This is a genomic window from Amphibiibacter pelophylacis (assembly GCF_037688875.1).
Classification (GTDB): Bacteria; Pseudomonadota; Gammaproteobacteria; order Burkholderiales; family Burkholderiaceae_C; genus Amphibiibacter; species Amphibiibacter pelophylacis.
The window spans coordinates 102451-124246 of sequence record NZ_JAWDIE010000009.1 but is presented as its reverse complement, the minus strand read 5'-3'; the positions used below and the strand labels follow the sequence as shown (position 1 = coordinate 124246).

Genomic DNA, 21796 nt, shown 5'->3' with positions numbered 1-21796 from the left:
TGCCGGGCTGTCAGGCGTTCGGGCCAGAGCCCAGACCCTTGGGCAGCGGAAAGCGGATGGATTCGGTCACGCCCGGCAGCTGGCGCACGCTGATCGCGCCCAGCGCGCGCAGGCGGTCGATGACGGCCTGGACCAGTACATCGGGCGCCGAAGCGCCGGCGGTCAGGCCCACGCGCTGGCGGCCTTCCAGCCACTCGGGGCGGACCTCGTCGGCGCTGTCAACCATGTAGGCGGGGGTGCCCAGCCGGTCGGCGACCTCGCGCAGGCGGTTGCTGTTGGAGCTGGTCGGGCTGCCGACCACGATGACCACATCGCACTGCGGTGCCAGCACTTTCACGGCGTCCTGGCGGTTCTGTGTGGCATAGCAGATGTCCTGCTGCTTGGGCTGGCGCACCTGCGGAAAGCGCGCCTGAATGGCGGCCATGACCTCGCGCGTGTCGTCCACCGACAGCGTGGTCTGCGTCACCACGGCCACTTTGGCCGGATTTTTCACCGGCACACCGGCCACGTCGGCGGCGGTTTCAACCAGGTAAATTCCTTCCGAGAGCTGGCCCATGGTGCCCTCGACCTCGGGGTGCGCCTTGTGGCCGATCATGATGAATTCGTAGCCCTCGCGATGCAGCTTGGCCACTTCGACGTGGACCTTGGTCACCAGCGGGCAGGTCGCATCAAACACCGAAAAGCCGCGCGCCTTGGCCTCGGTGCGCACGGCCTGGCTGACGCCGTGGGCCGAAAACACCAGCGTGGCGCCGGGCGGCACGTCGGCCAGGTCCTCGATGAAGATGGCGCCTTTGGACTTCAGATCGTTGACGACGAAGGTGTTGTGGACGATTTCGTGGCGGACATAAATGGGCGCGCCGAATTTGGCCAAGGCCTTTTCGACGATGTCGATGGCGCGGTCCACGCCCGCGCAGAAACCGCGCGGTTCGGCCAGAAGAATTTCAGCAGCGGTGTCTGTCATGGCGGCGCTCACAGGACGCTCAGGATGCGGGCTTCAAAGCGCACCCCGCGCCCGGCCAGCGGGTGGTTGAAATCGAACAGCGTCCAGCCGTCGCCGATCTCGCGCACCACGCCGCCAAACACGCCCGAGCCATCGGGTGCCGGGAAGCTGACCGCGTCGCCGACCTGGTAGTTCTCGGTCGCGTCGCTCAGGGTGCCCAGCAGCTGCTGGCTGACGCGCTGGATCATGCCCTCGTTGCGCTCGCCAAAGGCGGCGCCGGGCGGCAGCGTCACGTCCACCTGCGCGCCCTCCGCCTGGCCGATCAGGTGCGCCTCGATGGCGGGAGCCAGCGCGCCATCGCCCAGCGTGAGCGTGGCGGGCAGGCCTTCGAAGGTGTCCACGACGGCTCGGCCGCTGTCATCGCTCAGGCGGTAGTGCAGTGTCAGGAAGGAATCGGGCTGGATGATGGGGGGGGTGTCGCTCACGGCGTTCGGGCCTGATGGAGGGGCAAATTGGGCAGGGCAGCCCGGAAGGACAGCTGGATCGCCCTGCGGGGGGTGAGTCTGGCGCCGTCTGGCCGCTGGGCCTAGAGTGCGTCAAAAGGCCATTTTAGTGCCGGAGACCGCCACCGTGATTCCCAGCCCGCCTGTTGGAGTGAAGGACCTGCCGCCGGCCATGCGCCCGCGCGAGAAACTGCTGGCGCGCGGCCCGCAGGCGCTGGCCGATGTCGAGCTGCTGGCGCTGGTGCTGCGCACGGGCACGCCGGGGCGCAATGTCTTTGCGCTGGCGCAGGACATGCTGGACTGCTGCGGCGGCTTTGCCGGGCTGATGATCGCCCGCACCGAGCTGCCCGCCCTGCCGGGCCTGGGGCCCGCGCGCCGCGCCGAGCTGAGCGCCTGGCTGGAAATGACGCGCCGCGCGCTGGCGCAGTCGCTGCACGAAAGCCCGGTGTTCGATGCGCCGCAGCACGCCAAGGACTATGTCCGGCTGCGCCTGGCGCAATCCCCGCGCGAGGTGTTCGCGGCGTTTTTTCTGGATAATCGCCACCAGCTCATCCGCTTTGAAGAGTTGTTTCTGGGCACGCTGAACCAGGCCAGTGTCTACCCGCGCGAGGTGCTGCGCCGCGCCCTGCTGCTCAATGCGGCGGCCGTGATCGTGGCGCACAACCACCCCTCGGGCGAATGCGAACCGTCGCACGCCGACCGCGAGATCACCCGCCGTCTGCACGACACCCTGGCCAGCGTGGAGGTGCGGCTGCTCGACCATCTGGTCGTCACCGTGCACCGGGTGGTGTCGCTGGCCGAGAAGGGCTGGCTGTGAACGGCAAAGGATTTCAGGACCGTCATGGGCAAACGCCATCCCGGCATGGGCGAACAGGAGACCTGGCAGCGCATTCGCAGCCAGATCCAGCGTGCGCGCCCCACGGCCGCTGCGATGGTGCTGCCGGGGCGGGTGCCTCCGCCAGCGCCGGCATCAGCCGCAGTGTCCGCAGTTCCCGTCACCGATGCGGCGCTGTTTGACCGCGCCGTCAGCGACGTGCTGCCGCTGGGGCCACGCCACCGCAACCGCGCTGTGCACGAGCCCGTGCGCCCCGTGCTGCGCCGCACCCGCCAGGAGCACGACGCCAGCACCGCGCTGGCGCAGGCGCTGCGCGACGGCGTGGACATCGCCACCCTGCTGTGGACCAGCGACGAGCTGAGCTGGTCGCGCCCCGAAATCGGGCCCGATGTGGTCGTGCGCCTGCGCAAGGGCGACTGGGCCATCCGCGACCAGCTCGATCTGCACGGCCTGCGCCAGGACGAAGCGCACGACGCACTGCTGCTCTTTCTGCGCCGCTGCTGGCAGATGGGCCACCGCTGCGTGCGCGTCATTCACGGCAAGGGCCTAGGATCGCCGGGGCGCGAATCGGTGCTGAAAGTGCGCGTGCGCCGCTGGCTGGCGCACCACCGGCATGTGCTGGCCTTTGTGCAGGCCAGCGCGCCTCAGGGCGGCGCGGGCGCAGTGATCGTGCTGCTGGACGGCTGATCGGGCGTGTTGCGCATGTGGTCGGCCAATTGCGCGATCGATGGCCACAGCGCCTGCGCCAGATCCTGCGGCACCTGGCAGTCTTCCAGGGCCTGGTGCATGCAGGCCAGCCACTGGTCGCGCGCGTCGCTGTCGATGGCGTAGGGCAGGTGGCGGGCGCGCAGGCGTGGGTGGCCGAAGCGGTTTTCGAAGTGCGCCGGGCCGCCCAGCCAGCCGCACAGGAACCAGAAGAGCTTGTCGCGCGAGCCATCGAGCGACGTGGGGTGCAGCGCGCGCAGCGGTGCCAGCACGGGCTCCAGATCCATCAGGTCGTAGAAGCGGTCGACCAGCTCGCGCACGGCGCTCTCGCCGCCCAGACGCTCGAAGGGCGTGGGGTGAGTCGTCATCGGAGCGGGATCAGACGAGGGCGGGGCTGTCGAGCAGGCTCATGCGCTGGGCCACGTCGCGCAGGGCGCGGGCCGCCGGGCTGCCGGGGTAAAGATCCAGCAGCAGCTGGCGGCGGGCGACGGCGTCGCGCACCGAGTTGTCCAGCGGCACCTCGCCCAGACAGCGCAGGCGCAGCGCCAGGCTGCTGCCCGAGCTGACGTAGCGGTCCACCACCTGCTGCAGCTGTTCGCACAGCACCGCGCCTTCGCCGGGACGGTTGATCTGGTTGACCAACACTTCGATGCGGCGGCGCTGCTGCGTGCTGGCCAGGATTTTCATGGTGGCGTAGGCGTCGGTGAGCGCGGTCGGCTCGGGGGTGGTCACCACCAGCACGCGGTCGGCCAGCGACACGGTGTAGAGCACCACGTCGGAGATGCCCGCGCCCGTGTCCAGCAGGATGTGGTCAAAGCGCGGGCGCATGGCGTCCAGCACCTCGAGCAGGCGCTCGCGCACCAGCGGGGTCAGGCGCGAATAATCGATCAGGCCCGATCCGGCCAGCAGCACGGAAAAGCCGCCCGGCGCGTCCATCAGCGCCTCGTCCAGCGTGTGGCTGCCGCGAAACACGTCGTGCAGGGTGATGCGCGGGTAAAGGCTGAGCACCACGTCCAGGTTGGCCATGCCCAGGTCCGCATCCAGCACCAGAACGCGCTGCCCTTTCTGGGCCAGCGCGGCGGCCAGGTTGGCGGTGACAAAAGTCTTGCCCACGCCACCCTTGCCGCTGGTGATGGCGGTGATGCGCGCGCCGCTGTGCGGCTGGGCTCCCTGCTGGGCAGGACTGGAATGCGGTGTGTTCATGTCAGCGGGCCTGGTCGGTTTTGTCGGGGAGCAGGCCCAGCAGGCTGAGATCGGCTTTTTCGGGTTTGCGCCGACGCGAAGGGCGCGGCTCCATGCCGTCGGCGGCCGACGCATCGCGGCGGCGGCGCTGCAGCGGAGGGGCGTCGCTCATTTCGGCTGGGCGTGAAACGTGGCCGAAGAGCAGGTTTTTCTCTTCCGCGCTGACCTCGGAGATGGCCGTGCTCTCCAGGCAGACGCGGTTGCGGCCTTCGCTTTTGGCGCGGTAGAGCTGCAGGTCGGCGCGTTCCATCCAGATCAGGTGGGTGGTGCGCACCCATTGCGGCGCAAACGCACCGCCGATGCTCACCGTGAAACCCAGCGCCTGGCCGCTGGACAGCGTGACAGTGCTGCCCGCGATGCGCTGGCGGATGCGCTCGGCCACGGCCGAGCCAAAGGCGGGCGGGCAGTTGGGCAGCAGGACGGCGAACTCCTCGCCGCCCACGCGCGCCACGGTGTCCATGGGCCGCACGCACTGCAGCAGCGTGTGCCCGACCGACTGGATCACGCGGTCGCCCACGGCGTGGCCGTGGCTGTCGTTGATGTTCTTGAACAGATCGATGTCCAGCGTGAGCAGCAGCGTGGGTTCGCCCGTGCGCGCCACGCGGTCGATTTCGCGCGACAGCGTCATCTCGAAGCTGCGCCGGTTGGCCAGCCCCGTCATGGAATCACGTGAGGACAGATCCACCAGATGGTCGATCACCGTCTGGAGCCAGCGCAGCGCATGCCCCTCCCGGCTGGGCAGCGGCAGTTCGGACTGCCGGATCAGCTGCAGCGCGGTGTCGAGCTGAAGCTCTGTCGGGACGATGGGGGTGGCCGGCATGGTGTGTGAAGCTTGCTGCGAAAAACGGGGCACGGCCCAGAGTCTGTACCAGGCAACCAGTTTAGGAGGCCGCTCCAGGGCTGAATGGGGGGAACAGTGCCTGAAAGCGTCATCATATTCCTGCTTGCAGCCGTTTCCTTGCCGACATACTGTGATGCGGTCTTATGGACCGACCAGACCACAAAACTCATCAGTCAAGGTTGATTTGCCATGATGCTCGGGACACAGAGGCAGGAAGCGGCTCCAGCAGGGCCGCTGGTGTCGGCGTCGACGCTGGAAATGACGCAAAGCGAGTTCACGCGCATCCGCCAGCTGATCTACCAGCGCGCGGGCATCTCGCTGCACGAGGGCAAGCATGCCATGGTCTTCAGCCGCCTGACGCGGCGCCTGAAGGAAACCGGCCACACCAGTTTCAGCGAGTATCTGAACTTCCTGGAAAGCGGCGCCGGACAGGCCGAGTTCGAGCAGTTCACCAACGCGCTGACGACCAACCTGACGGCGTTTTTCCGCGAAGAGCACCACTTCCACGCGCTGCACGACGCGCTGTCCAAATGGACAGGACCGCTGCGACTGTGGTGCTGCGCGGCGTCCACGGGCGAGGAGCCTTATTCGCTGGCCATGGTCATCGCCGAAACGCTGGGCGTGCGCGCGCAGGCCCGCATCGTCGCCACCGACATCGACACCCAGGTGCTGGCCACGGCGCGCAGCGGCGTGTATCCGGTCAACCCGCGCGGGCTGTCGGCGCAGCGCATGCACCAGTTCTTCCTGAAAGGCGTGCGTGGCAACGAGGGCCGCATGCGCGTCAAGCCCGATCTGGCGCGCATGATCGAATTCCGCCCCTTCAACCTGATCAGCGGCACGTGGCCGCGCGGCGAACCCTTCGACATGATCTTCTGCCGCAACGTGATGATCTACTTCGACGAGCGCACACAGCGTGAAGTCCTGCGCAATCTGCACGGACAGATGAAGCCGGGGGGTTTGCTCTTCGTCGGGCATTCCGAAAACTTCACCGATGCGACCGACCTTTTCCGGTTGCGTGGCAAGACGATCTACGAGCGGGTGTGAGCCCGCCGGGCCCCCAGACGCACCGACCAAGGCTTTTATGTCGCAGACCCTCTCCAGCAACTCCCGGCTTGATGCCCTGCGCGCCCGGCCCTCGCGGCCTGGCCAGGCGAGCTTCTTTTATTACGACACCTTTTTCCGCAAGGACACCGTCAAGGTCCTGCCCGGCGAGTACTTTGTCGACCGCGAAGATATTCTCATCATGACCACGCTGGGCTCGTGCATCGCCGCCTGCATCTGGGACAAACAGATGCGCGTGGGCGGCATGAACCACTTCCTGCTGCCCGAATCGGGCGACAGCCAGACGGCGGGCGTGGGGCGCTATGGCTCCTACGCCATGGAGCTGCTGATCAACGAACTGATCAAGATGGGCGCCAACCGCAGCACCATGGAGGCCAAGGTCTTTGGCGGCGCCGCCGTCATCCAGGGCATGAACAGCATGAACGTGGGCAAGACCAACACCGAGTTCGTCATCAATTACCTCAAGACAGAACGCATCCCCATCGTGTCGCAGGACGTGATGGACATTTACCCGCGCAAGGTCTGCTTCCTGCCCGCCAGCGGCAAGGCCATGGTGAAGCGCCTGCAGCCCACCTATTCGACCACGGTCGCCGAGCAGGACCGCGCTGCCCTGCGCCAGGTGGCCCAGACCCAGACGGCGCGCGGCGGAACAGTGGACCTGTTCTGAACGCGCGCGACAAGGAAACCGCATGAGCAAAATCCGAGTGGTGGTGGTGGATGATTCCGCCCTGATCCGATCCCTGCTGACCGACATCATCAACCGCTGCGCCGACATGACGTGCATCGGCGCCGCCGCCGATCCGCTGCAGGCGCGGGAGATGATCCGTGCGCTCAACCCCGACGTCATCACGCTGGACGTGGAAATGCCCAAAATGGACGGCATCGACTTCCTGGGCAAGCTGATGCGGCTGCGGCCCATGCCGGTGGTGATGGTGTCCACGCTGACCGAGCGCGGCGCCGAAGTCACCATGAAGGCGCTGGAGCTGGGCGCGGTGGATTTCGTCGCCAAACCCAAGCTGGGCCTGGCCGCCGGGATGCAGGCGCTGGGGCAGGAGATCACCGACAAGATCCGCATCGCTGCGCGCGCGCGCGTGCGCCGCGTCAGCCACCTGCCGCCCGCTGCTGCGCCCGTGCAGGCGGCCGGTGCGCCACTGGGGCGGCTGTCCACCGAGAAAATCATTTTCATCGGCGCCTCCACCGGCGGCACCGAGGCCACCAAGGACGTGCTGATCAACATGCCGGCCGACTGCCCGGCCATCGCCATCACCCAGCACATGCCGCCGGGCTTCACGCGCAGCTACGCGCAGCGCCTGGACGGGCTGTGCCGCATCCGTGTCAAGGAAGCTGCCGACGGCGAGCGCCTGCTGCCGGGCTGCGCCTACATCGCGCCGGGCGGGATGCATTTCAGCGTCGAGCGCTCGGGCGCCAACTATCTGGCGCGGGTGCGCGACGGCGAGCCCGTCAACCGCCACAAACCGTCGGTGGAAGTGCTGTTCCAGTCGGCCGCCCGCGTGGTCGGGCGCAACGCCATCGGCATCATGCTGACCGGCATGGGCGGCGACGGCGCCAAGGCGATGGCCGAAATGCGCACGGCGGGCGCCTACAACATCTGCCAGGACGAGGCCAGCTGCGTGGTCTTTGGCATGCCCAAGGAAGCCATTGCTGCGGGTGCCGCCAACGAGGTCCTGCCGCTGGACCAGATCGCCGCCAAAGTGCTGGGTCACCTGCGCTCGACAGGCGCGGCGGGGGTGATGCACCGGATTTGAGGCTGGTTCCTGACCTGGGCACACCCGGATTCAGGCTCCGATCTGCCGCTCAGTAGTAATCGGCTTCGCGCTGATGGCGTACCGCGCCGATGATGACCGTGCGGCTGTCCACAATCTCGAACAGTGCCACGTAGCCCGTCTGGCCAAACGGGATGATCAGCTCGCGCAGAAAGGCGCTGTCGCCCGCCTTGCGACAGGAAAACGGCGAAGTCTGCAAAAAAGCGATGCCCTCCCGGATGGCCTGAATAGCGCGCGCAGGGATGTCCAGATCGCCGGTGTCGCTGTCCAGTTCGCGCTGCAGCGCAAAATCAAAAAGCGCCTCCAGGTCCCGGGCTGCCCCAGCACTGAACGTGACCCGGTAGGCCATCAGCTGCGCCGGGCTGGCAGTCCGGCCCGGGCCGTTTCCAGCCTGGCCTCCAGACCAGCCAGCACCGTCTCGGCAGGAATGCTGCTGCCGGTGCGCTGCGCGTCCTGAATCGAAGCGAGGCCACGGCGCACGAACTCCGCATGGTGCCTGCGCTGCTCGACGACACTGCGCACGGCGCATTCAACCAGCTGGGACAGCGTTTCACCCTGCTGCAGAACGCTCTCAAGATCGCGTCGTAACTCGGGGGCCACACGGACAGGGGGGAGACTGGCGGTTTTCATCAGAGCAGTGTATTTCATCTGCGATACAAACAGGACCGGGATCGCTTACTTCTGCCCCACCCACCGCCGCACCGCCAGCACGAAGGCCTCGGGGTCGAGTTCGTGCCAGTCCCACGCGCCCGTGGGGGTGGGCTCGAAGCCGCAGCCGCCAAAGCGGGCGAGCTGCGCCAGCGGGGTGGATGCCTCCTGGCGGACCAGGCAGCGGGAGCCCAGCGCGGGCGCGGGGCCACCGGGCGGCAGCTCGCGCTGCTGGCGCCAGCGCTCGGTCAAAGCCTCGCGGTGGCCTTCGCGCAGCAGGATGTCATAGGTGCGCTGGGCCAGACCAACGGGGGGTGGGCGGCCGCCAAAGCGGGCGGTCACAGCGCGCTCAACCAGCGGCAGCGGCAGCACCCAGCGCGACAGCGTGTCCAGCACCGGCACATCGACCCAGGGCAGCCAGGGCGCGGACAGCAGGTGGCCGGAGGCGTCACGCGGCAACGGCGTCTCCAGCAGCAGGCCGCGCACCAGCGCGGGCTCGTTCTGGGCCAGCGCCCAGGCGGTGTCCGCGCTCAGACCATGCGCCACCAGCCAGACCGGCCCCAGCCGGCGATCCCGGATGTAGGCCGCCAGCCAGCGGGCCTGGTCCTGAACACTGTACTGGGCACCGGGCGCCGGATCGCTCAGGCCGCTGCCCGGCAGATCGACGCTGACCACGCGCAGGCTGTCGCGCAGCGTACGCGACACGCGGTCCCACTCATGCAGGCTGGAGCCCCAGTCGGCCAGCAGCAGCAGGGTGGGCGCGCCGGTGCGGCCCTGATCGCGCTCGTGCGTGAGCACGCCCTGGATCTCCTCAAACTGCGACGGCGGCAGCGCCCAGGGCTGGATCAGCCAGGACAGCGGCCGGTCGGGCGCCTGATAAAAGCCCACCGACAGCGCCAGCGCAGCGATCAGCAGGCCCAGCAGACGGCGCAGCATGCGCCCGCCTCAGTGGCCGGGGCTGGGCGCGGGGGCCTTGCGCCGACGCACCAGCCGCTCCAGCAGGCGGATGACATCGTCCACATAGGTGAACACCACCGGCACCACCAGCAGGCTCAGGAAAGTGGACGTGATCAGCCCGCCGATCACCACGATGGCCATGGGCCCACGGAAACTGCCGTCCGAGCCTATGCCCAGCGCCACCGGCAGCATGCCCGCGCCCATGGCGATGGTCGTCATCACGATGGGGCGCGCGCGCTTGTGGCAGGCGTCCAGCAGCGCGTCCCAGCGTGACAGGTGGTGATCGCGCCGCGCCACGATGGCGTACTCCACCAGCAGGATGGAGTTCTTGGTGGCAATGCCCATCAGCATGATCAGGCCGATCAGCGCGGGCATGGAGATGCTGGACCGCGTCAGCCACAGCGCCAGCATGGCGCCGGGCACCGACAGCACCAGCGCCGACAGGATGGTCGCGGGCTGGAAGAATTCCTTGAACAGCAGCACCAGCACCACATAGATGCAGAACACGCCCGTCAGCATCGCCAGACCAAAGCTGGCGAAGAGCTCGGCCATGGCCTCGGCGTCGCCGATGTTGATCTGGTGGATGCCCGGCGGCAGCTGCGCCACCGACGGCAGTTTGCTGACCGCCTTGCTGACCACACCCAACGGCTGACCGTTGAGCTCGATGTCGAACTGCACGCGGCGCGAGCGATCCAGCCGCTCGATCTGCTGCGGGCCCGAGCCCAGCGACACGTCGGCGAAGTTCTCCAGCGCCACCGGCCCGCCGCTGCCCGGCACCAGCAGACCCTTGATGTGATCCAGGTTTTTGCGGTCGGCGTCGGGCAGGCGCACCACGACCGGAATCTGGCGCTGCGACACGTTCAGCTTGGCCAGCGCCTGGTCAAAATCGCCCGCCGTGGCCACACGCACCGTGTCGGCCACCGCCGCCGAAGTGACGCCCGCCGCCGCCATGCGGTTGAAATCGGGACGGATCAGCAGCTCGGGCCGCAGCAGGCTGGCGCTGGAGGTGACGCTGCCGATGCCGGGCACCGAGCGCAGCTCTTTCTCGACTGTCTGCGCGTGGGCCAGCAGCTGCTCGCCGTTCTCGCTTTGCAGCACCAGCTGGTATTTGGACGAGTTGTCGGCCAGACCGACGCGGTAGCGCACGCCGGGCACCTGGTGCATCAGCTCGCGCAGCTGCTTCTCGATGGCCTGCTTGCGCACGCCGCCGCGCTCGCTGCGCTGCTTGAGCTGCACCGTCAGCGTGGCCTTGCGCACATCGCCCGCCTGGCTGGCAAAGGGATCGCCCCCCGCCGCGCCGCCGCCGATGGCGGTGTAAACGCGCGTCACATACGGGTTGGTCTGGACCAGATCGCGCGTGCGCAGCGCCAGTGCCTCGGTCTGCGCGAAGGTGCTGCCGGGCGGCAGCTCGATCGACACCTGCGACTGCGAGGCGTCATCCCCCGGGATGAAGCCGGTCTGCAGCGTCCCGGCCAGCGCCAGGCTGCCGACAAAAAACACCGCCGTCACCATCATGGTGATCACGCGGTGCTTCAGACACCAGGCGGCGGCGCGCAGGTAGCGCTTCATCAGCCAGCCGTCGGTCATCTCGTGCTTGAGCGGGCGCAGCATGTAGGCCGCCATCATGGGCGTGATCAGGCGCGCCACGACCAGCGAGACAAAAATCGCGATCGCCGCCGTCCAGCCAAACTGCACGAAGAACTTGCCCGGAATCCCGCCCATGAAGGCCGTCGGCAGGAAAACCGCGATCAGCGTGAAGGTGGTCGCGATCACCGCCATGCCGATTTCGTCGGCGGCCTCCATCGCGGCTTCGAGCGGCGGTTTGCCCATGCCCAGGTGGCGCACGATGTTCTCGATCTCGACGATGGCGTCATCGACCAGGATGCCAACCACCAGCGACAGGCTCAGCAGCGTCAGGATGTTGAGCGAAAAACCCATGAAATACATCCCGGCGAAGGCCGGAATGATGGACAGCGGCAGCGCCACCGCCGCCACAAAAGTGGCACGCCAGTCGCGCAGGAAAATCCACACCACCAGCACCGCCAGGATCGCGCCCTCATAGAGCAGGTGCATGGAGGCGCTGTAATTCTCCTGGACCGGGTAAACGAAGTTGAAGGCCTCGGTCAGCTCCAGCCCGGGGTTCTGCTTTTTCAGGCCGTCCAGCGCGGCGTTGACGCGCGCGGCCACGTCGATTTCGCCGTAGCCCTTGGCGCGCGACACCTCGAAGGCCACCGCCTTTTTGCCGTCGATGTAAGCGGCCATGGTGCGCGGCGCCACGGTGTCGCGCACGGTGGCGATGTCCGAGAGGCGCACGCTGCGCCCGTCGCTCAGGGTGATGGGCAGGGCGGCGAGTTCGCCCGCCGTTTTCACCGTGCCCAGCAGCCGGATGGTCTGCGCCGAAGTGCCCAGCTCGGCGTTGCCCGCCGAGCCGTCCTGCTGGATCTGCGCCAGACGGCGCGAGACATCGGCGGCCGTGGCGCCCAGCGCGTTCATGCGGCCGTAATCGAGCTCGACGCGCACCTCGCGGCTGACTCCGCCCACGCGGCTGACCTTGCCCACGCCGCGCACGCCCAGCAGGGTGCGCGAAATGGTGTCATCGACAAACCAGGACAGATCGGCCTCGTCCATGCGGCTGGACGACACCGTGAAGGTCAGGATGGGCTGGCTGGAAAAGGTGACCTTGCTGACCACCGGGTCGTTGGCGTTGGCCGGCAGCGTCGAGCGCACACCGGCCACGGCGTCGCGCACCTCCTGCACGGCGGTGTCGATGTTCTTGGCAATGTCAAACTCGACAGACACGCTGGTCGCGCCGTCGTAAGCGCGGCCGTGGATGTGCTTGAGGCCCTGCAGGTTGGCCACCGCGTTTTCGATCTTGCGCGTGACCTCGGTTTCCATCTGCCCCGGCGAGGCGCCCGGCCAGGTCACCACGGCGGTGACCACCGGCAGCTCGATGTCGGGGAAGTTCTGCACCGTCATGCGCTGGAAGCTGACCAGGCCCATGGCCGTCAGCAGGATGAACAGCATGATGGCCGGAATCGGGTTGCGGATGCTCCAGGCGGAGAAATTCATGGCCGCTCCGCTTTATTTCTGCACAACGCGCACGACATCGCCATCGGCGATGAAGCCAGTGCCCGTGGCCACCACGGCGTCCTGCGGCCCGATGCCGGACAGGATCTGCACGCGGTCGCCCAGCGTCTGGCCGACCTCGACCTTGACATCGCGCACGCGCTGGTCCGGCTGGACGACGAAGGCGTGATAGTAGCCATCGCGCAGGACCAAAGCGGTGGCGGGCAGGGTCTGGCCGCTGCCCTGGCCCAGTTCGATGTCGCCCTGCACGAACTGCCCCGAGCGCAGCGTGGCGGGCGGCTGCTCCAGGCGCACATAGGCCAGGCCCATGCGCGTGCGGGTGTCCACCGTGGGCGCCAGCTCGCGCACCACGCCGCTGACCACCCCGCCCTCGGAGAGGCGGATGTCCACGCGCTGACCCGGCTGCACGCGCGCCAGGTCGCTGGACGGCACCTGCGCCTGCCATTCCAGGCGGTTCTGGCGGATCAGGCGGAACAGCTCCTGCCCGGCGGCGATGACCTGGCCGGGCGCGATGTTGCGGGCGCTGATGCTGCCCTCGTCCGGCGCGACCACGGCGCGCTGGGCGCTGCGGTTCTGCGCCACGGCCAGCGCGGCCTGCGCCGACTGCACCGCCGCCAGCGCCGAGCGCTCGGCCGCCAGGGCGTTATCCAGCTGGCTTTTGCTGATGAAGTTTTCCTGCACCAGCGGCTTCAGGCGACGGACCTGGCTGCTGGCCTGCATGGCCTGCGCCTGCGCCTGGGCCAGCGCAGCCTGCGCCTGGGCCTGCTGGCTGTCCAGCGCCGTGGGCGCCAGGCGGGCCAGCTCCTGGCCCTTCTTCACCCGGTCGCCCACCTGGACCAGCACCTGGCTAACGGTCACGCCAGACACTTCAGAGCTCACGCTGGCCTCCTGCCAGGGCAGCACATTGCCAGTCACGGTCAGCCGCATCGGCCACTGGCCGCTTTCCAGCCGGGTGGTGGTGACTGTGAGCGCGGGGGCGGGCTGGGCCGCGCTGGCCGCGTCGGCTGCGGGCGGGCTCTCGGGCGCCTTCTGGCCGCAGGCCGCCAGCAGCACCAGACCAGACAGCAGCAGACCCGTGGCCACGCGGCGGGTGACAGGCCGGAAAGACATCGGCATCGCAGAAAGAATCGTCATGGATGGCGGTGGTTATGGGTTCAGGTCAGGAAAGGAGGCAGAAAAAAGCCCGCGCGCTTCACCAGCGCGGCCGATGCAGGGGCGGCCCGAAACGGCCGGCCTTCGGGTGCGCCCCGCGCAGGCCCAGTTCAACGATCAGAAAATACACATTCAGCAGAGGCACCAAAGCCAGCAGCGCCCACACGCCGGACAGGTTGCGGTCCCGGCAGCGCTTGACGACCAGGGCAAACAGCGGCCAGGCCAGAAACAGCTTCATGAACTCGTCCACGCGCACGGGTGACATTCCGGCAATGTCCAGCAGCGCATAGCCCGACAGCGACAGACACAGCAGACCCAGCGTGCCGTAAGACCAGTAATGGGCGCGATCCAGCCGCCCCCGAAACGAGAACAGCACTGACCAGGGCGAGACGGATTCATCGAAATCCGCGCTCAGCCCCCGGGCAGATACAGACGCGGGGATGGGCAGTGATGCCTTGCTCATTGACGGCTCCAGACCAGTCACCCAGCCTCGGGGACAGCGGTTCGCCAGCATACACGCTGGCTTGGGGACGGTCTGGATGGCGGCGGCATCGTCGGATCAAAGCCGGGCGCTTTGTTGCATACTTGCCAATTTGCGCTGGTCACTTCATGGACTCACACGCCCACCCCACCGACGCCGATGCGGCGGCTCCCGGACGCCCCGCCCCGCCCGACCCAGCCGCGCTCGATTCGGCGCTGGCCTGGCTGCGGGCCAACGAGGCGCAGCGCAGTCCCTGGCCGCGCTCCTGGCTGCTGGGCGGCCTGACGGCGCTGGTACTGATTCCTTCCGTGCTGTGCTGGCTGGGCATGACGCACGCCGTCAGCGTGTGGCTGGTGCTGGCGCTGCTCTCGCCCCTGCTGTGGGCGGGCACGCTGGTCGGCCTGATGGCGCGGGCCAACGTCGGCGACAGTGTCGGCCAGACCGGCGCCGGAGCCCTGCTGCGCGCGCTGGCCAGCGAAACCGTCAGCACCCTGCAGGTCATGGCGCTGGAAATGGCGCTGCGCTGGCGCCAGTGCCCCAACATCATCGGCGCCAAGTACCGCGGCCAGACGGGCGTGATTCTGGTGCATGGCTACCAGTGCCACCGCAGCGCCTGGAACGCCTGGCTGCGCCGCTGGGCCAGCGTCAACCGACCCTGTGTGGCGGTCAACCTGGGCGCGACCGAAGGCCTCATCATGGATCACGCCCCCGTAGTCGCACAGGCCATCCACGCCATGCGCACCATCACCGGCCGCGATCCGGTGGTGGTCGGACACAGCCTGGGCGGACTGGCCCTGCGCGCCTGGTGGCAGGCGCACGGCGCGCAGGACGCCGGCGTGGCCCGCTTCATCACCCTGGGCACGCCGCACCAGGGCACGCGCCTGGCCAGACTGGCGCGCAGCGTGGCCGCGCTGGACATGCGCCCGGACAGCGATTTCCTGCAGCGCACCCGACAGCACATCGACCGCCACGGCCTGCCCCCCGCGCTGGCCTGGCTGACGCCAACCGACCCGCTGGTCACCCCGGCCAGTGCCGCCGCCCTGGCCGCTCCCGCCGTGGGGCCCGCTCCCGAAAACCGCATCACGACGCCATGCGGCCACAATGCCCTGCTGCTGCGCCCTGATCTGATGGATGAAGTTCTGGCGCTGACTCAGGCGCTGGATGCGCCTGCTGCGGCTCCGGCCTTCGAACCCGCGCCCTGAAGGGCCTCCTGCCTGCCCCGATCCGCCATGCCAATCGCCCTGTCCAAGCCCCGCGTGACGCCCCTTCTGGCTCCCCTGATTGCTGCGGCGCTGCTGGCCGGCTGCCAGCGCAACAGCGCCCCGGCCGACGCTGAGGCGCCAGCACAAGGGGCGGCCCCGCCCGCTGCAGCTGCCAGTGCGGCCGAAACCGACCAGTTCTTCGGCCTGTACTGGCGCGAAGGCTCGCGCGACCTGTTCAGCGCCTGCGGCCAGGCCGAGGTTTACCAGCTCAGCGCCGACCCGCCGCTGCTGAACCAGCTGCGCCAGGCGCGCGGCCAGCTGGACGAAGGAACGCCGATTTTTGTCCACCTGCAGGCCAGCGCGGAAACCTCGATGGAGGAAATCCCGCCCGGCAGTGACAGCCCGGATGCCGATGCGGCCCCGTCGGCCCCGGAACCTGCGGCCAATGGCAAGGCCGCCACCGCCCCCAAAACGACCCAGCCCGCCAAAACCCCGCAGGATTCCGCTGCGAGTGACGCCGACGATCCCGACACCGGCTACAGCAACCGCCTGCAGGTGCAGTCGCTGCTGGAGCACAGCACCACGCTGCCCGCCGACTGCCAGGACGACACGCGCGCCCTGTGGGCCGATCAGGCGCCTGACGACGATGCGCCGCCGGACGACGCCAAAGCCGCCCGCAAGCCCTGAGCCCGCATGGCGCGTCAGGCCCGGCTGAGCTTCCCCCGGCTGCCGCACTGGCTGGTGCAGCGTGGGCACAGCGGCCGGCCGGTGTTCGTGGACGCCGAGGACCAGCGCCTTTACCTGGGGCACCTGGTCGATTCGTGCCGCCTGCAGTCGGTCGAGCTGCACGCGCTGGCGCTGCTGCCCCACGAAATCCACCTGCTACTGACCCCGCAGGACGCGTCCGGCATCAGCCAGGCGCTGCACCGCACCGGCAGCCGCTACAGCGCGCCCTTCAACCGCCGCCACGGCCGCAGCGGCACGCTGTGGGACGGGCGCTTCCGCCTGGCGGTTCTGGCGCCGGACCGGGTGCTCGCGGTGATGGCGCACATCGAGCTCGCCCCCGAGCGCGCCAGCCTGTGCGCCAGCGCCGGGCAGTACGGCTGGAGCAGCGCTCCCGTCCATCTGGGCCAGACCGGCGCGCTGGACTGGCCCCCCGGCTGGCTCAGCCCGCCGCCCGCGTGGTGGGCGCTGGGCAACACGCCCTTCGAGCGCGAAGCCGCCTGGCGCCAGCGTCTGCAGCAGGCCCGCGAAGCTGGCCCGGCCACCACCGAGGCGCTGGAGCGCAGCCTGCGCAGCGGCGTTCTGGGCGACGCGGCCTTTGTGGCCGAACTGCAGCGCCAGACGCCCCGGCCGCTGACGCGCGCGCCAGTGGGTCGCCCGCGACGCGAATAAAGTTCGTCCCCAATTTAATTCCAGATTCAATTGCGACGCAGCAAATTAGAGCGCGTCCCCAATTAATAAAGATCGGACGGGCGTTGTGCAGCCGTGCTGCGCTGCAGTATCCTTGCGCCATTCACGATAGACCCTGATTCCGTCAGGGTCAGACCAGTCAGACATCAACGGCGGGAGAAGCCATGACCACCCCTTCAACTCCTTCAGCAGTTCACGCCCAGGACGCCGCGCTGGCCCAGGCGCACGCCCACGGCCTGTATCAGCCCAGCCAGGAAAAAGACGCCTGCGGCGTGGGCTTTGTCGCCCACATCAAGGGCCAGGGCGCGCACAGCATCGTGCAGCAGGGCCTGAAAATCCTGGAGAACCTCGACCACCGCGGTGCAGTCGGCGCCGACCAGCTGATGGGCGACGGCGCGGGCATCCTGCTGCAGATTCCGGACGCTTTCTTCCGCACCGAAATGGCCGCGCAGGGCATCGAACTGCCGCCGCCGGGCGAATACGGCGTGGGCATGATTTTCCTGCCTAAAGAACACGCCAGCCGCCTAGCCTGCGAGCAGGAACTCGAGCGCGCCGTCAAGGCCGAAGGCCAGGTGCTGCTGGGCTGGCGCGACGTGCCGGTGGACACGGCCATGCCGATGTCGCCGCGCGTGCGCGAAAAAGAGCCCGTGATCCGCCAGATTTTCATCGGGCGCGGCGCGGACATCATCGTGCCCGACGCGCTGGAGCGCAAACTCTACGTCATCCGCAAGACCGCCAGCAGCGCCATCCAGGACTTGAACCTGACGCACAGCCGCGAGTATTACGTGCCCAGCATGAGCTGCCGCACCATCATCTACAAGGGCCTGCTGCTGGCCAACCAGGTCGGCCAGTACTACCTGGATCTGCAGCAGCCCAGCGTGACCTCGGCCTTCGCGCTGGTGCACCAGCGCTTCTCGACCAACACCTTCCCCGAATGGCCGCTGGCCCACCCCTACCGCATGGTGGCGCACAACGGCGAGATCAACACCGTCAAGGGCAACTTCAACTGGATGCGCGCCCGCGAAGGCGTGATGAAATCGCCCGTGCTGGGCGAAGATCTGCCCAAGCTCTACCCGATCAGCTTCGAGCACCAGTCGGACACGGCCACCTTTGACAACGCCATCGAGCTGCTGACCATGGCCGGTTACCCGCTGGCCCACGCCGCGATGATGATGATCCCCGAAGCGTGGGAGCAGCACGAGGCCATGGACCCGCGCCGCCGCGCCTTCTACGAATACAACGCCGCCATGATGGAGCCCTGGGACGGCCCAGCCGCCATGGTCTTCACCGACGGCAAGCAGATCGGCGCCACGCTGGACCGCAACGGCCTGCGCCCGGCACGCTACTGGATCACCGACGACGACCTGGTCGTCATGGCTTCCGAGGCCGGCGTGCTGCCCTTCCCCAGCACCAAAGTCGTCAAGAAATGGCGTCTGCAGCCGGGCAAGATGTTCCTGATTGATCTGGAACAGGGCCGCATCATCCAGGACGACGAGCTGAAAAACCAGTTCGCCCAGGCCAAGCCCTACAAGCAGTGGGTGGACAACGTGCGCATCCGCCTGGACGAAATCGAACCCGGCGACGGCCCCGCGCCCGCCGCGCTGGAGCTGCTGCGCGCCCAGCAGGTGTTTGGCTACACGCAGGAAGACAGCAAGTTCCTGCTCGCGCCCATGGCGCAGAACGGCGAGGAAGCCATCGGCTCGATGGGCAACGACAGCCCGCTGGCCGTGCTGTCGCAGCGCAGCAAGCCGCTGTACAGCTACTTCCGCCAGCTCTTCGCGCAGGTGACCAACCCGCCGATCGACCCGATCCGCGAAGCCATCGTGATGTCGCTGAACAGCTTCATTGGCCCCAAGCCCAACCTGCTGGACATCAACGCGGTCAACCCGCCGATGCGTCTGGAGGTGTCGCAGCCGGTGCTGACTTTTGACGACATGGCCCGCCTGCGCGCCATCGAAAAGCACACCAACGGCAAGTTCAAGGCCTGCACGCTGAGCATCACCTACCCGCTGGCCTGGGGCAAGGAAGGCATCGAGGCCAAGCTGGCCAGCCTGTGCGCCGAGGCCGTCGATGCGCTGCGCAGCGGCCACAACATCCTGATCCTGAGCGACCGCGCGGTCAGCCCGCAGCAGGTGGCGATTCCGGCGGCGCTGGCGCTGTCGGCCATCCACCACCACCTGGTGCGCACCGGCCTGCGCACCACCGCCGGTCTGGTGGTGGAAACGGGCTCCGCGCGCGAGGTCCACCACTTCGCCGTGCTGGCGGGCTACGGCGCCGAAGCCGTCCACCCCTGGCTGGCGCTGGACACCATCGCGCAGATGCACAAGGATCTGCCGGGCGACCTGAGCGCCGACAAGGCCATCTACAACTACGTCAAGGCGATCGGCAAAGGCCTGTCCAAGATCATGTCCAAAATGGGCGTGAGCACCTATATGTCTTACTGCGGTGCGCAGCTCTTCGAGGCCGTGGGCCTGAACCGCGACCTGGTCGGCAAGTACTTCCGGGGCACGCCGACGCAGATCGAGGGCGTGGGCGTGTTCGAGCTGGCGCAGGAAGCCATCAACAACCACCTGCGTGCCTTCAGCGACGACCCGGTGCTGGCGCAGATGCTGGACGCGGGCGGCGAATACGCCTGGCGCGCGCGCGGCGAAGAGCACATGTGGACGCCGGACGCCATAGCCCGGCTGCAGCACGCCACGCGCTCGGGCCAGTTCGGCACCTACAAGGAATACGCGCAGATCATCAACGACCAGAGCCAGCGCCAGATGACGCTGCGCGGCCTCTTTGAGTTCCGCATCGATCCGGGCAAGGCCATTGCGCTGGACGAGGTCGAGCCCGCCACAGAAATCGTCAAGCGCTTCGCCACGGGCGCGATGTCCATGGGCTCGATCAGCACCGAGGCGCACACCACGCTGGCCATCGCCATGAACCGCATCGGCGGCAAGAGCAACACCGGCGAAGGCGGCGAAGACCCGGCGCGCTACCGCAACGAGCTGAAAGGCATCCCCATCGTGGCGGGCACCACGCTCAAATCCATCCTGGGCGACGACGTGGTCCAGGCCGATTACGTCCTGAAAGACGGCGACAGCCTGCGCAGCAAGATCAAGCAGGTGGCGTCAGGCCGCTTTGGCGTCACGACCGAATACCTGTGCGCCGCCGACCAGATCCAGATCAAGATGGCCCAGGGCGCCAAGCCTGGCGAAGGTGGCCAGCTGCCGGGCGGCAAGGTGTCGCAGTACATCGGCTTCCTGCGCTACTCGGTGCCGGGCGTGGGTCTGATTTCGCCGCCGCCGCACCACGACATTTACTCGATCGAGGATCTGGCGCAGCTCATCCACGATCTGAAAAACGTCAACCCGCGCGCCGACATCAGCGTCAAGCTGGTCTCGGAAGTGGGCGTGGGCACCATCGCAGCGGGCGTGGCCAAGGCCAAGGCCGACCACATCGTCATCGCCGGTCACGACGGCGGCACGGGCGCTTCGCCCTGGTCGTCGATCAAGCACGCGGGCAGCCCGTGGGAGCTGGGTCTGGCCGAAACGCAGCAGACCCTGGTGCTCAACGGCCTGCGCTCGCGGGTGCGCGTCCAGGCCGACGGCCAGATGAAAACCGGCCGCGACGTCGTCATTGCCGCGCTGCTGGGCGCCGACGAGGTGGGTTTTGCCACCGCGCCGCTGGTGGTCGAAGGCTGCATCATGATGCGCAAGTGCCACCTGAACACCTGCCCGGTGGGCGTGGCCACGCAGGACCCGGCGCTGCGCGCCAAGTTCACCGGCCAGCCCGAGCACGTCGTCAACTACTTCTTCTTCGTCGCCGAGGAAGCCCGCCAGATCATGGCGCAGCTGGGCGTGCGCACCTTTGACGAGCTGATCGGCCGCGCCGACCTGCTGGACACCCGCAAGGGCATCAGCCACTGGAAGGCGCAAGGCCTGGACTTCAGCCGCGTGCTGCACAAGGCGGTGGCGCCGCTGTACGAGGGCGAAACCCCCGTGCCCGACCACCACACCGAGGTGCAGGACCACAACCTGGGCCGCGCGCTCGACCACCGCCTGATCAGCCGCTGCCTGCCTGCGCTGGAGCGCGGCGAACAGGTCAAGATCATGGAGACCGCCACCAACGTCAACCGCACCGTCGGCGCCATGCTGTCGGGCGAGCTGATCCGCCGCCATCCCGAAGGGCTGGCTGACAACACCATCTACGTGCAGATGGAAGGCACGGGCGGGCAGAGCTTCGGCGCCTTCCTGGCGCGCGGCATCACCTTCTTCCTGGTCGGCGAAGCCAACGACTACACCGGCAAAGCGCTGTCGGGCGGCCGCATTGTGGTGCGCCCGCCGGTGGGCTTCCGGGGCCAGGCCGACAGCAACATCATCGTGGGCAACACGGTGCTGTACGGCGCCACGGGCGGCGAAGCCTATTTCAGCGGCGTGGCGGGCGAGCGCTTTGCCGTGCGCCTGTCGGGCGCCACGGCCGTCATCGAAGGCACAGGCGACCACGGCTGCGAGTACATGACCGGCGGCACCGTCGCCGTGCTGGGCGCGACCGGACGCAACTTCGCGGCCGGCATGTCGGGCGGCATCGCCTACGTCTTTGACGAGGATGGCCAGTTCGCCCAGCGCTGCAACACCAGCATGGTGGCGCTGGAGCCCGTACAGCCCGCCTCGGTGCAGCAGGAACAGGTCCAGGCCGGCACCAGCTATCTGCACCAGGGCCGCACCGACGAAGTGCAGCTGCGCGCCCTGCTGGAAGCCCATCACCAGTGGACGGGCAGCCGCAAGGCCCGCGACATCCTGGACCACTGGGCCGACAGCCGCAGCCAATTCGTCAAGGTCTTCCCGCACGAATACCGCCGTGCGCTGAAAGACATGGCGCAGGCCGCTGCCGCCACCGCAACATCCACCGCAGGCAGCGCCGCGCCCGTCCTGCAGAACCGCGCCTGAGCGCTCCGAC

Annotated in this window: 20 protein-coding genes; 9 read left to right on the top strand and 11 right to left on the bottom strand. The window is 68.2% G+C overall.

Annotated features, from left to right (window positions below):
- Positions 1-10 precede the first annotated feature (10 nt).
- Both ispH and RV045_RS07690 read right to left on the bottom strand, forming a co-directional pair.
- The gene (gene ispH, locus RV045_RS07695) at positions 11-961 is read right to left on the bottom strand and encodes a 4-hydroxy-3-methylbut-2-enyl diphosphate reductase (protein WP_423235197.1); all 951 of its coding nucleotides are present in this window, start codon (positions 959-961) and stop codon (positions 11-13) included.
- An 8-nt stretch (positions 962-969) separates the two neighbouring features.
- The gene (locus RV045_RS07690; protein ID WP_423235196.1) at positions 970-1425 is read right to left on the bottom strand and encodes an FKBP-type peptidyl-prolyl cis-trans isomerase; all 456 of its coding nucleotides are present in this window, start codon (positions 1423-1425) and stop codon (positions 970-972) included.
- A 145-nt stretch (positions 1426-1570) separates the two neighbouring features.
- Between RV045_RS07690 and radC the strand changes: the two genes are divergently transcribed.
- Together radC and RV045_RS07680 are read left to right on the top strand one after the other, a co-directional pair.
- Positions 1571-2260, top strand: a complete 690-nt coding sequence (radC, locus tag RV045_RS07685) for a RadC family protein (RefSeq protein ID WP_423235195.1) — start codon at positions 1571-1573, stop codon at positions 2258-2260.
- 24 nt (positions 2261-2284) lie between these two features.
- A complete protein-coding gene (locus RV045_RS07680) occupies positions 2285-2965 on the top strand; it encodes a Smr/MutS family protein (protein ID WP_423235194.1) in 681 nt (226 codons plus the stop codon).
- Here RV045_RS07680 and RV045_RS07675 read toward each other — a convergent pair.
- Genes RV045_RS07675 through RV045_RS07665 form a run of 3 tightly spaced genes read right to left on the bottom strand, consistent with a single transcriptional unit; the run spans position 2923 to position 5045 of the window.
- On the bottom strand, positions 2923-3351 hold the full coding sequence (locus RV045_RS07675; protein ID WP_423235193.1) for a group II truncated hemoglobin: 429 nt from the start codon (positions 3349-3351) through the stop codon (positions 2923-2925). The two genes, RV045_RS07680 and RV045_RS07675, sit on opposite strands and share 43 nt — an antisense overlap.
- Before the next feature lie 10 nt (positions 3352-3361).
- Positions 3362-4186 carry a MinD/ParA family protein gene (locus RV045_RS07670; RefSeq protein WP_423235192.1) on the bottom strand — a complete coding sequence of 275 codons (825 nt, stop codon included), beginning with the start codon at positions 4184-4186 and terminating at the stop codon, positions 3362-3364.
- A gap of 1 nt (position 4187) precedes the next feature.
- The gene (locus tag RV045_RS07665; RefSeq protein WP_423235191.1) at positions 4188-5045 is read right to left on the bottom strand and encodes a GGDEF domain-containing protein; all 858 of its coding nucleotides are present in this window, start codon (positions 5043-5045) and stop codon (positions 4188-4190) included.
- Between the two features lie 213 nt (positions 5046-5258).
- Here RV045_RS07665 and RV045_RS07660 point away from each other — a divergent pair, with 213 nt between their 5' ends.
- Genes RV045_RS07660 through RV045_RS07650 form a run of 3 tightly spaced genes read left to right on the top strand, consistent with a single transcriptional unit; the run spans position 5259 to position 7894 of the window.
- On the top strand, positions 5259-6110 hold the full coding sequence (locus RV045_RS07660; RefSeq protein WP_423235209.1) for a CheR family methyltransferase: 852 nt from the start codon (positions 5259-5261) through the stop codon (positions 6108-6110).
- Positions 6111-6147: 37 nt separating this feature from the next.
- A complete protein-coding gene (gene cheD, locus RV045_RS07655) occupies positions 6148-6795 on the top strand; it encodes a chemoreceptor glutamine deamidase CheD (protein WP_423235190.1) in 648 nt (215 codons plus the stop codon).
- Between the two features lie 22 nt (positions 6796-6817).
- Positions 6818-7894, top strand: a complete 1077-nt coding sequence (locus RV045_RS07650; protein ID WP_423235189.1) for a protein-glutamate methylesterase/protein-glutamine glutaminase — start codon at positions 6818-6820, stop codon at positions 7892-7894.
- Positions 7895-7943: 49 nt separating this feature from the next.
- Here RV045_RS07650 and RV045_RS07645 read toward each other — a convergent pair whose 3' ends face one another.
- The 6 genes from RV045_RS07645 to RV045_RS07620 are packed head-to-tail and all read right to left on the bottom strand — an operon-like array spanning position 7944 to position 14219.
- A complete protein-coding gene (locus RV045_RS07645) occupies positions 7944-8261 on the bottom strand; it encodes a type II toxin-antitoxin system RelE/ParE family toxin (protein WP_423235188.1) in 318 nt (105 codons plus the stop codon).
- Complete coding sequence (locus tag RV045_RS07640) at positions 8261-8560, bottom strand: YlcI/YnfO family protein (RefSeq protein WP_423235187.1); 300 nt, start codon at positions 8558-8560, stop codon at positions 8261-8263. Before RV045_RS07640 ends, RV045_RS07645 begins: the two co-directional genes overlap by 1 nt.
- A 27-nt stretch (positions 8561-8587) precedes the next feature.
- Positions 8588-9496 (bottom strand): alpha/beta fold hydrolase, encoded by a 909-nt coding sequence (locus RV045_RS07635; protein ID WP_423235186.1) that lies wholly within the window; start codon positions 9494-9496, stop codon positions 8588-8590.
- 9 nt (positions 9497-9505) lie between these two features.
- Positions 9506-12586 carry an efflux RND transporter permease subunit gene (locus RV045_RS07630; RefSeq protein ID WP_423235185.1) on the bottom strand — a complete coding sequence of 1027 codons (3081 nt, stop codon included), beginning with the start codon at positions 12584-12586 and terminating at the stop codon, positions 9506-9508.
- 12 nt (positions 12587-12598) lie between these two features.
- Positions 12599-13738 (bottom strand): efflux RND transporter periplasmic adaptor subunit, encoded by a 1140-nt coding sequence (locus RV045_RS07625; protein ID WP_423235184.1) that lies wholly within the window; start codon positions 13736-13738, stop codon positions 12599-12601.
- Positions 13739-13796: 58 nt separating this feature from the next.
- The gene (locus RV045_RS07620) at positions 13797-14219 is read right to left on the bottom strand and encodes a DUF805 domain-containing protein (RefSeq protein WP_423235183.1); all 423 of its coding nucleotides are present in this window, start codon (positions 14217-14219) and stop codon (positions 13797-13799) included.
- 146 nt (positions 14220-14365) lie between these two features.
- Between RV045_RS07620 and RV045_RS07615 the strand changes: the two genes are divergently transcribed.
- The 4 genes from RV045_RS07615 to RV045_RS07600 all read left to right on the top strand — a co-directional run bounded on the left by RV045_RS07615 (position 14366) and on the right by RV045_RS07600 (position 21786).
- Positions 14366-15439 (top strand): esterase/lipase family protein, encoded by a 1074-nt coding sequence (locus tag RV045_RS07615; RefSeq protein ID WP_423235182.1) that lies wholly within the window; start codon positions 14366-14368, stop codon positions 15437-15439.
- 27 nt (positions 15440-15466) lie between these two features.
- A complete protein-coding gene (locus RV045_RS07610; protein ID WP_423235181.1) occupies positions 15467-16126 on the top strand; it encodes a hypothetical protein in 660 nt (219 codons plus the stop codon).
- A gap of 6 nt (positions 16127-16132) precedes the next feature.
- The gene (locus tag RV045_RS07605; protein ID WP_423235180.1) at positions 16133-16834 is read left to right on the top strand and encodes a transposase; all 702 of its coding nucleotides are present in this window, start codon (positions 16133-16135) and stop codon (positions 16832-16834) included.
- Between the two features lie 182 nt (positions 16835-17016).
- Positions 17017-21786: a glutamate synthase-related protein gene (locus RV045_RS07600; RefSeq protein ID WP_423235179.1), complete on the top strand. Its 4770-nt coding sequence runs from the start codon at positions 17017-17019 to the stop codon at positions 21784-21786.
- The last annotated feature ends 10 nt before the right edge of the window (positions 21787-21796 follow it).

What these genes read in the sequence shown, in the direction of transcription:
- cheD (WP_423235190.1), top strand. Translation starts at nt 6,148, where the DNA reads ATGTCGCAGACCCTCTCCAGCAACTCCCGGCTTGATGCCCTGCGCGCC.
- RV045_RS07635 (WP_423235186.1), bottom strand. Translation starts at nt 9,496, where the DNA reads ATGCTGCGCCGTCTGCTGGGCCTGCTGATCGCTGCGCTGGCGCTGTCG.
- RV045_RS07610 (WP_423235181.1), top strand. Translation starts at nt 15,467, where the DNA reads ATGCCAATCGCCCTGTCCAAGCCCCGCGTGACGCCCCTTCTGGCTCCC.
- RV045_RS07650 (WP_423235189.1), top strand. Translation starts at nt 6,818, where the DNA reads ATGAGCAAAATCCGAGTGGTGGTGGTGGATGATTCCGCCCTGATCCGA.
- RV045_RS07670 (WP_423235192.1), bottom strand. Translation starts at nt 4,186, where the DNA reads ATGAACACACCGCATTCCAGTCCTGCCCAGCAGGGAGCCCAGCCGCAC.
- RV045_RS07600 (WP_423235179.1), top strand. Translation starts at nt 17,017, where the DNA reads ATGACCACCCCTTCAACTCCTTCAGCAGTTCACGCCCAGGACGCCGCG.
- RV045_RS07665 (WP_423235191.1), bottom strand. Translation starts at nt 5,045, where the DNA reads ATGCCGGCCACCCCCATCGTCCCGACAGAGCTTCAGCTCGACACCGCG.
- RV045_RS07605 (WP_423235180.1), top strand. Translation starts at nt 16,133, where the DNA reads ATGGCGCGTCAGGCCCGGCTGAGCTTCCCCCGGCTGCCGCACTGGCTG.
- RV045_RS07620 (WP_423235183.1), bottom strand. Translation starts at nt 14,219, where the DNA reads ATGAGCAAGGCATCACTGCCCATCCCCGCGTCTGTATCTGCCCGGGGG.
- ispH (WP_423235197.1), bottom strand. Translation starts at nt 961, where the DNA reads ATGACAGACACCGCTGCTGAAATTCTTCTGGCCGAACCGCGCGGTTTC.
- RV045_RS07615 (WP_423235182.1), top strand. Translation starts at nt 14,366, where the DNA reads ATGGACTCACACGCCCACCCCACCGACGCCGATGCGGCGGCTCCCGGA.
- RV045_RS07640 (WP_423235187.1), bottom strand. Translation starts at nt 8,560, where the DNA reads ATGAAATACACTGCTCTGATGAAAACCGCCAGTCTCCCCCCTGTCCGT.
- RV045_RS07660 (WP_423235209.1), top strand. Translation starts at nt 5,259, where the DNA reads ATGCTCGGGACACAGAGGCAGGAAGCGGCTCCAGCAGGGCCGCTGGTG.
- RV045_RS07630 (WP_423235185.1), bottom strand. Translation starts at nt 12,586, where the DNA reads ATGAATTTCTCCGCCTGGAGCATCCGCAACCCGATTCCGGCCATCATG.
- RV045_RS07675 (WP_423235193.1), bottom strand. Translation starts at nt 3,351, where the DNA reads ATGACGACTCACCCCACGCCCTTCGAGCGTCTGGGCGGCGAGAGCGCC.
- RV045_RS07625 (WP_423235184.1), bottom strand. Translation starts at nt 13,738, where the DNA reads ATGACGATTCTTTCTGCGATGCCGATGTCTTTCCGGCCTGTCACCCGC.
- RV045_RS07645 (WP_423235188.1), bottom strand. Translation starts at nt 8,261, where the DNA reads ATGGCCTACCGGGTCACGTTCAGTGCTGGGGCAGCCCGGGACCTGGAG.
- RV045_RS07680 (WP_423235194.1), top strand. Translation starts at nt 2,285, where the DNA reads ATGGGCAAACGCCATCCCGGCATGGGCGAACAGGAGACCTGGCAGCGC.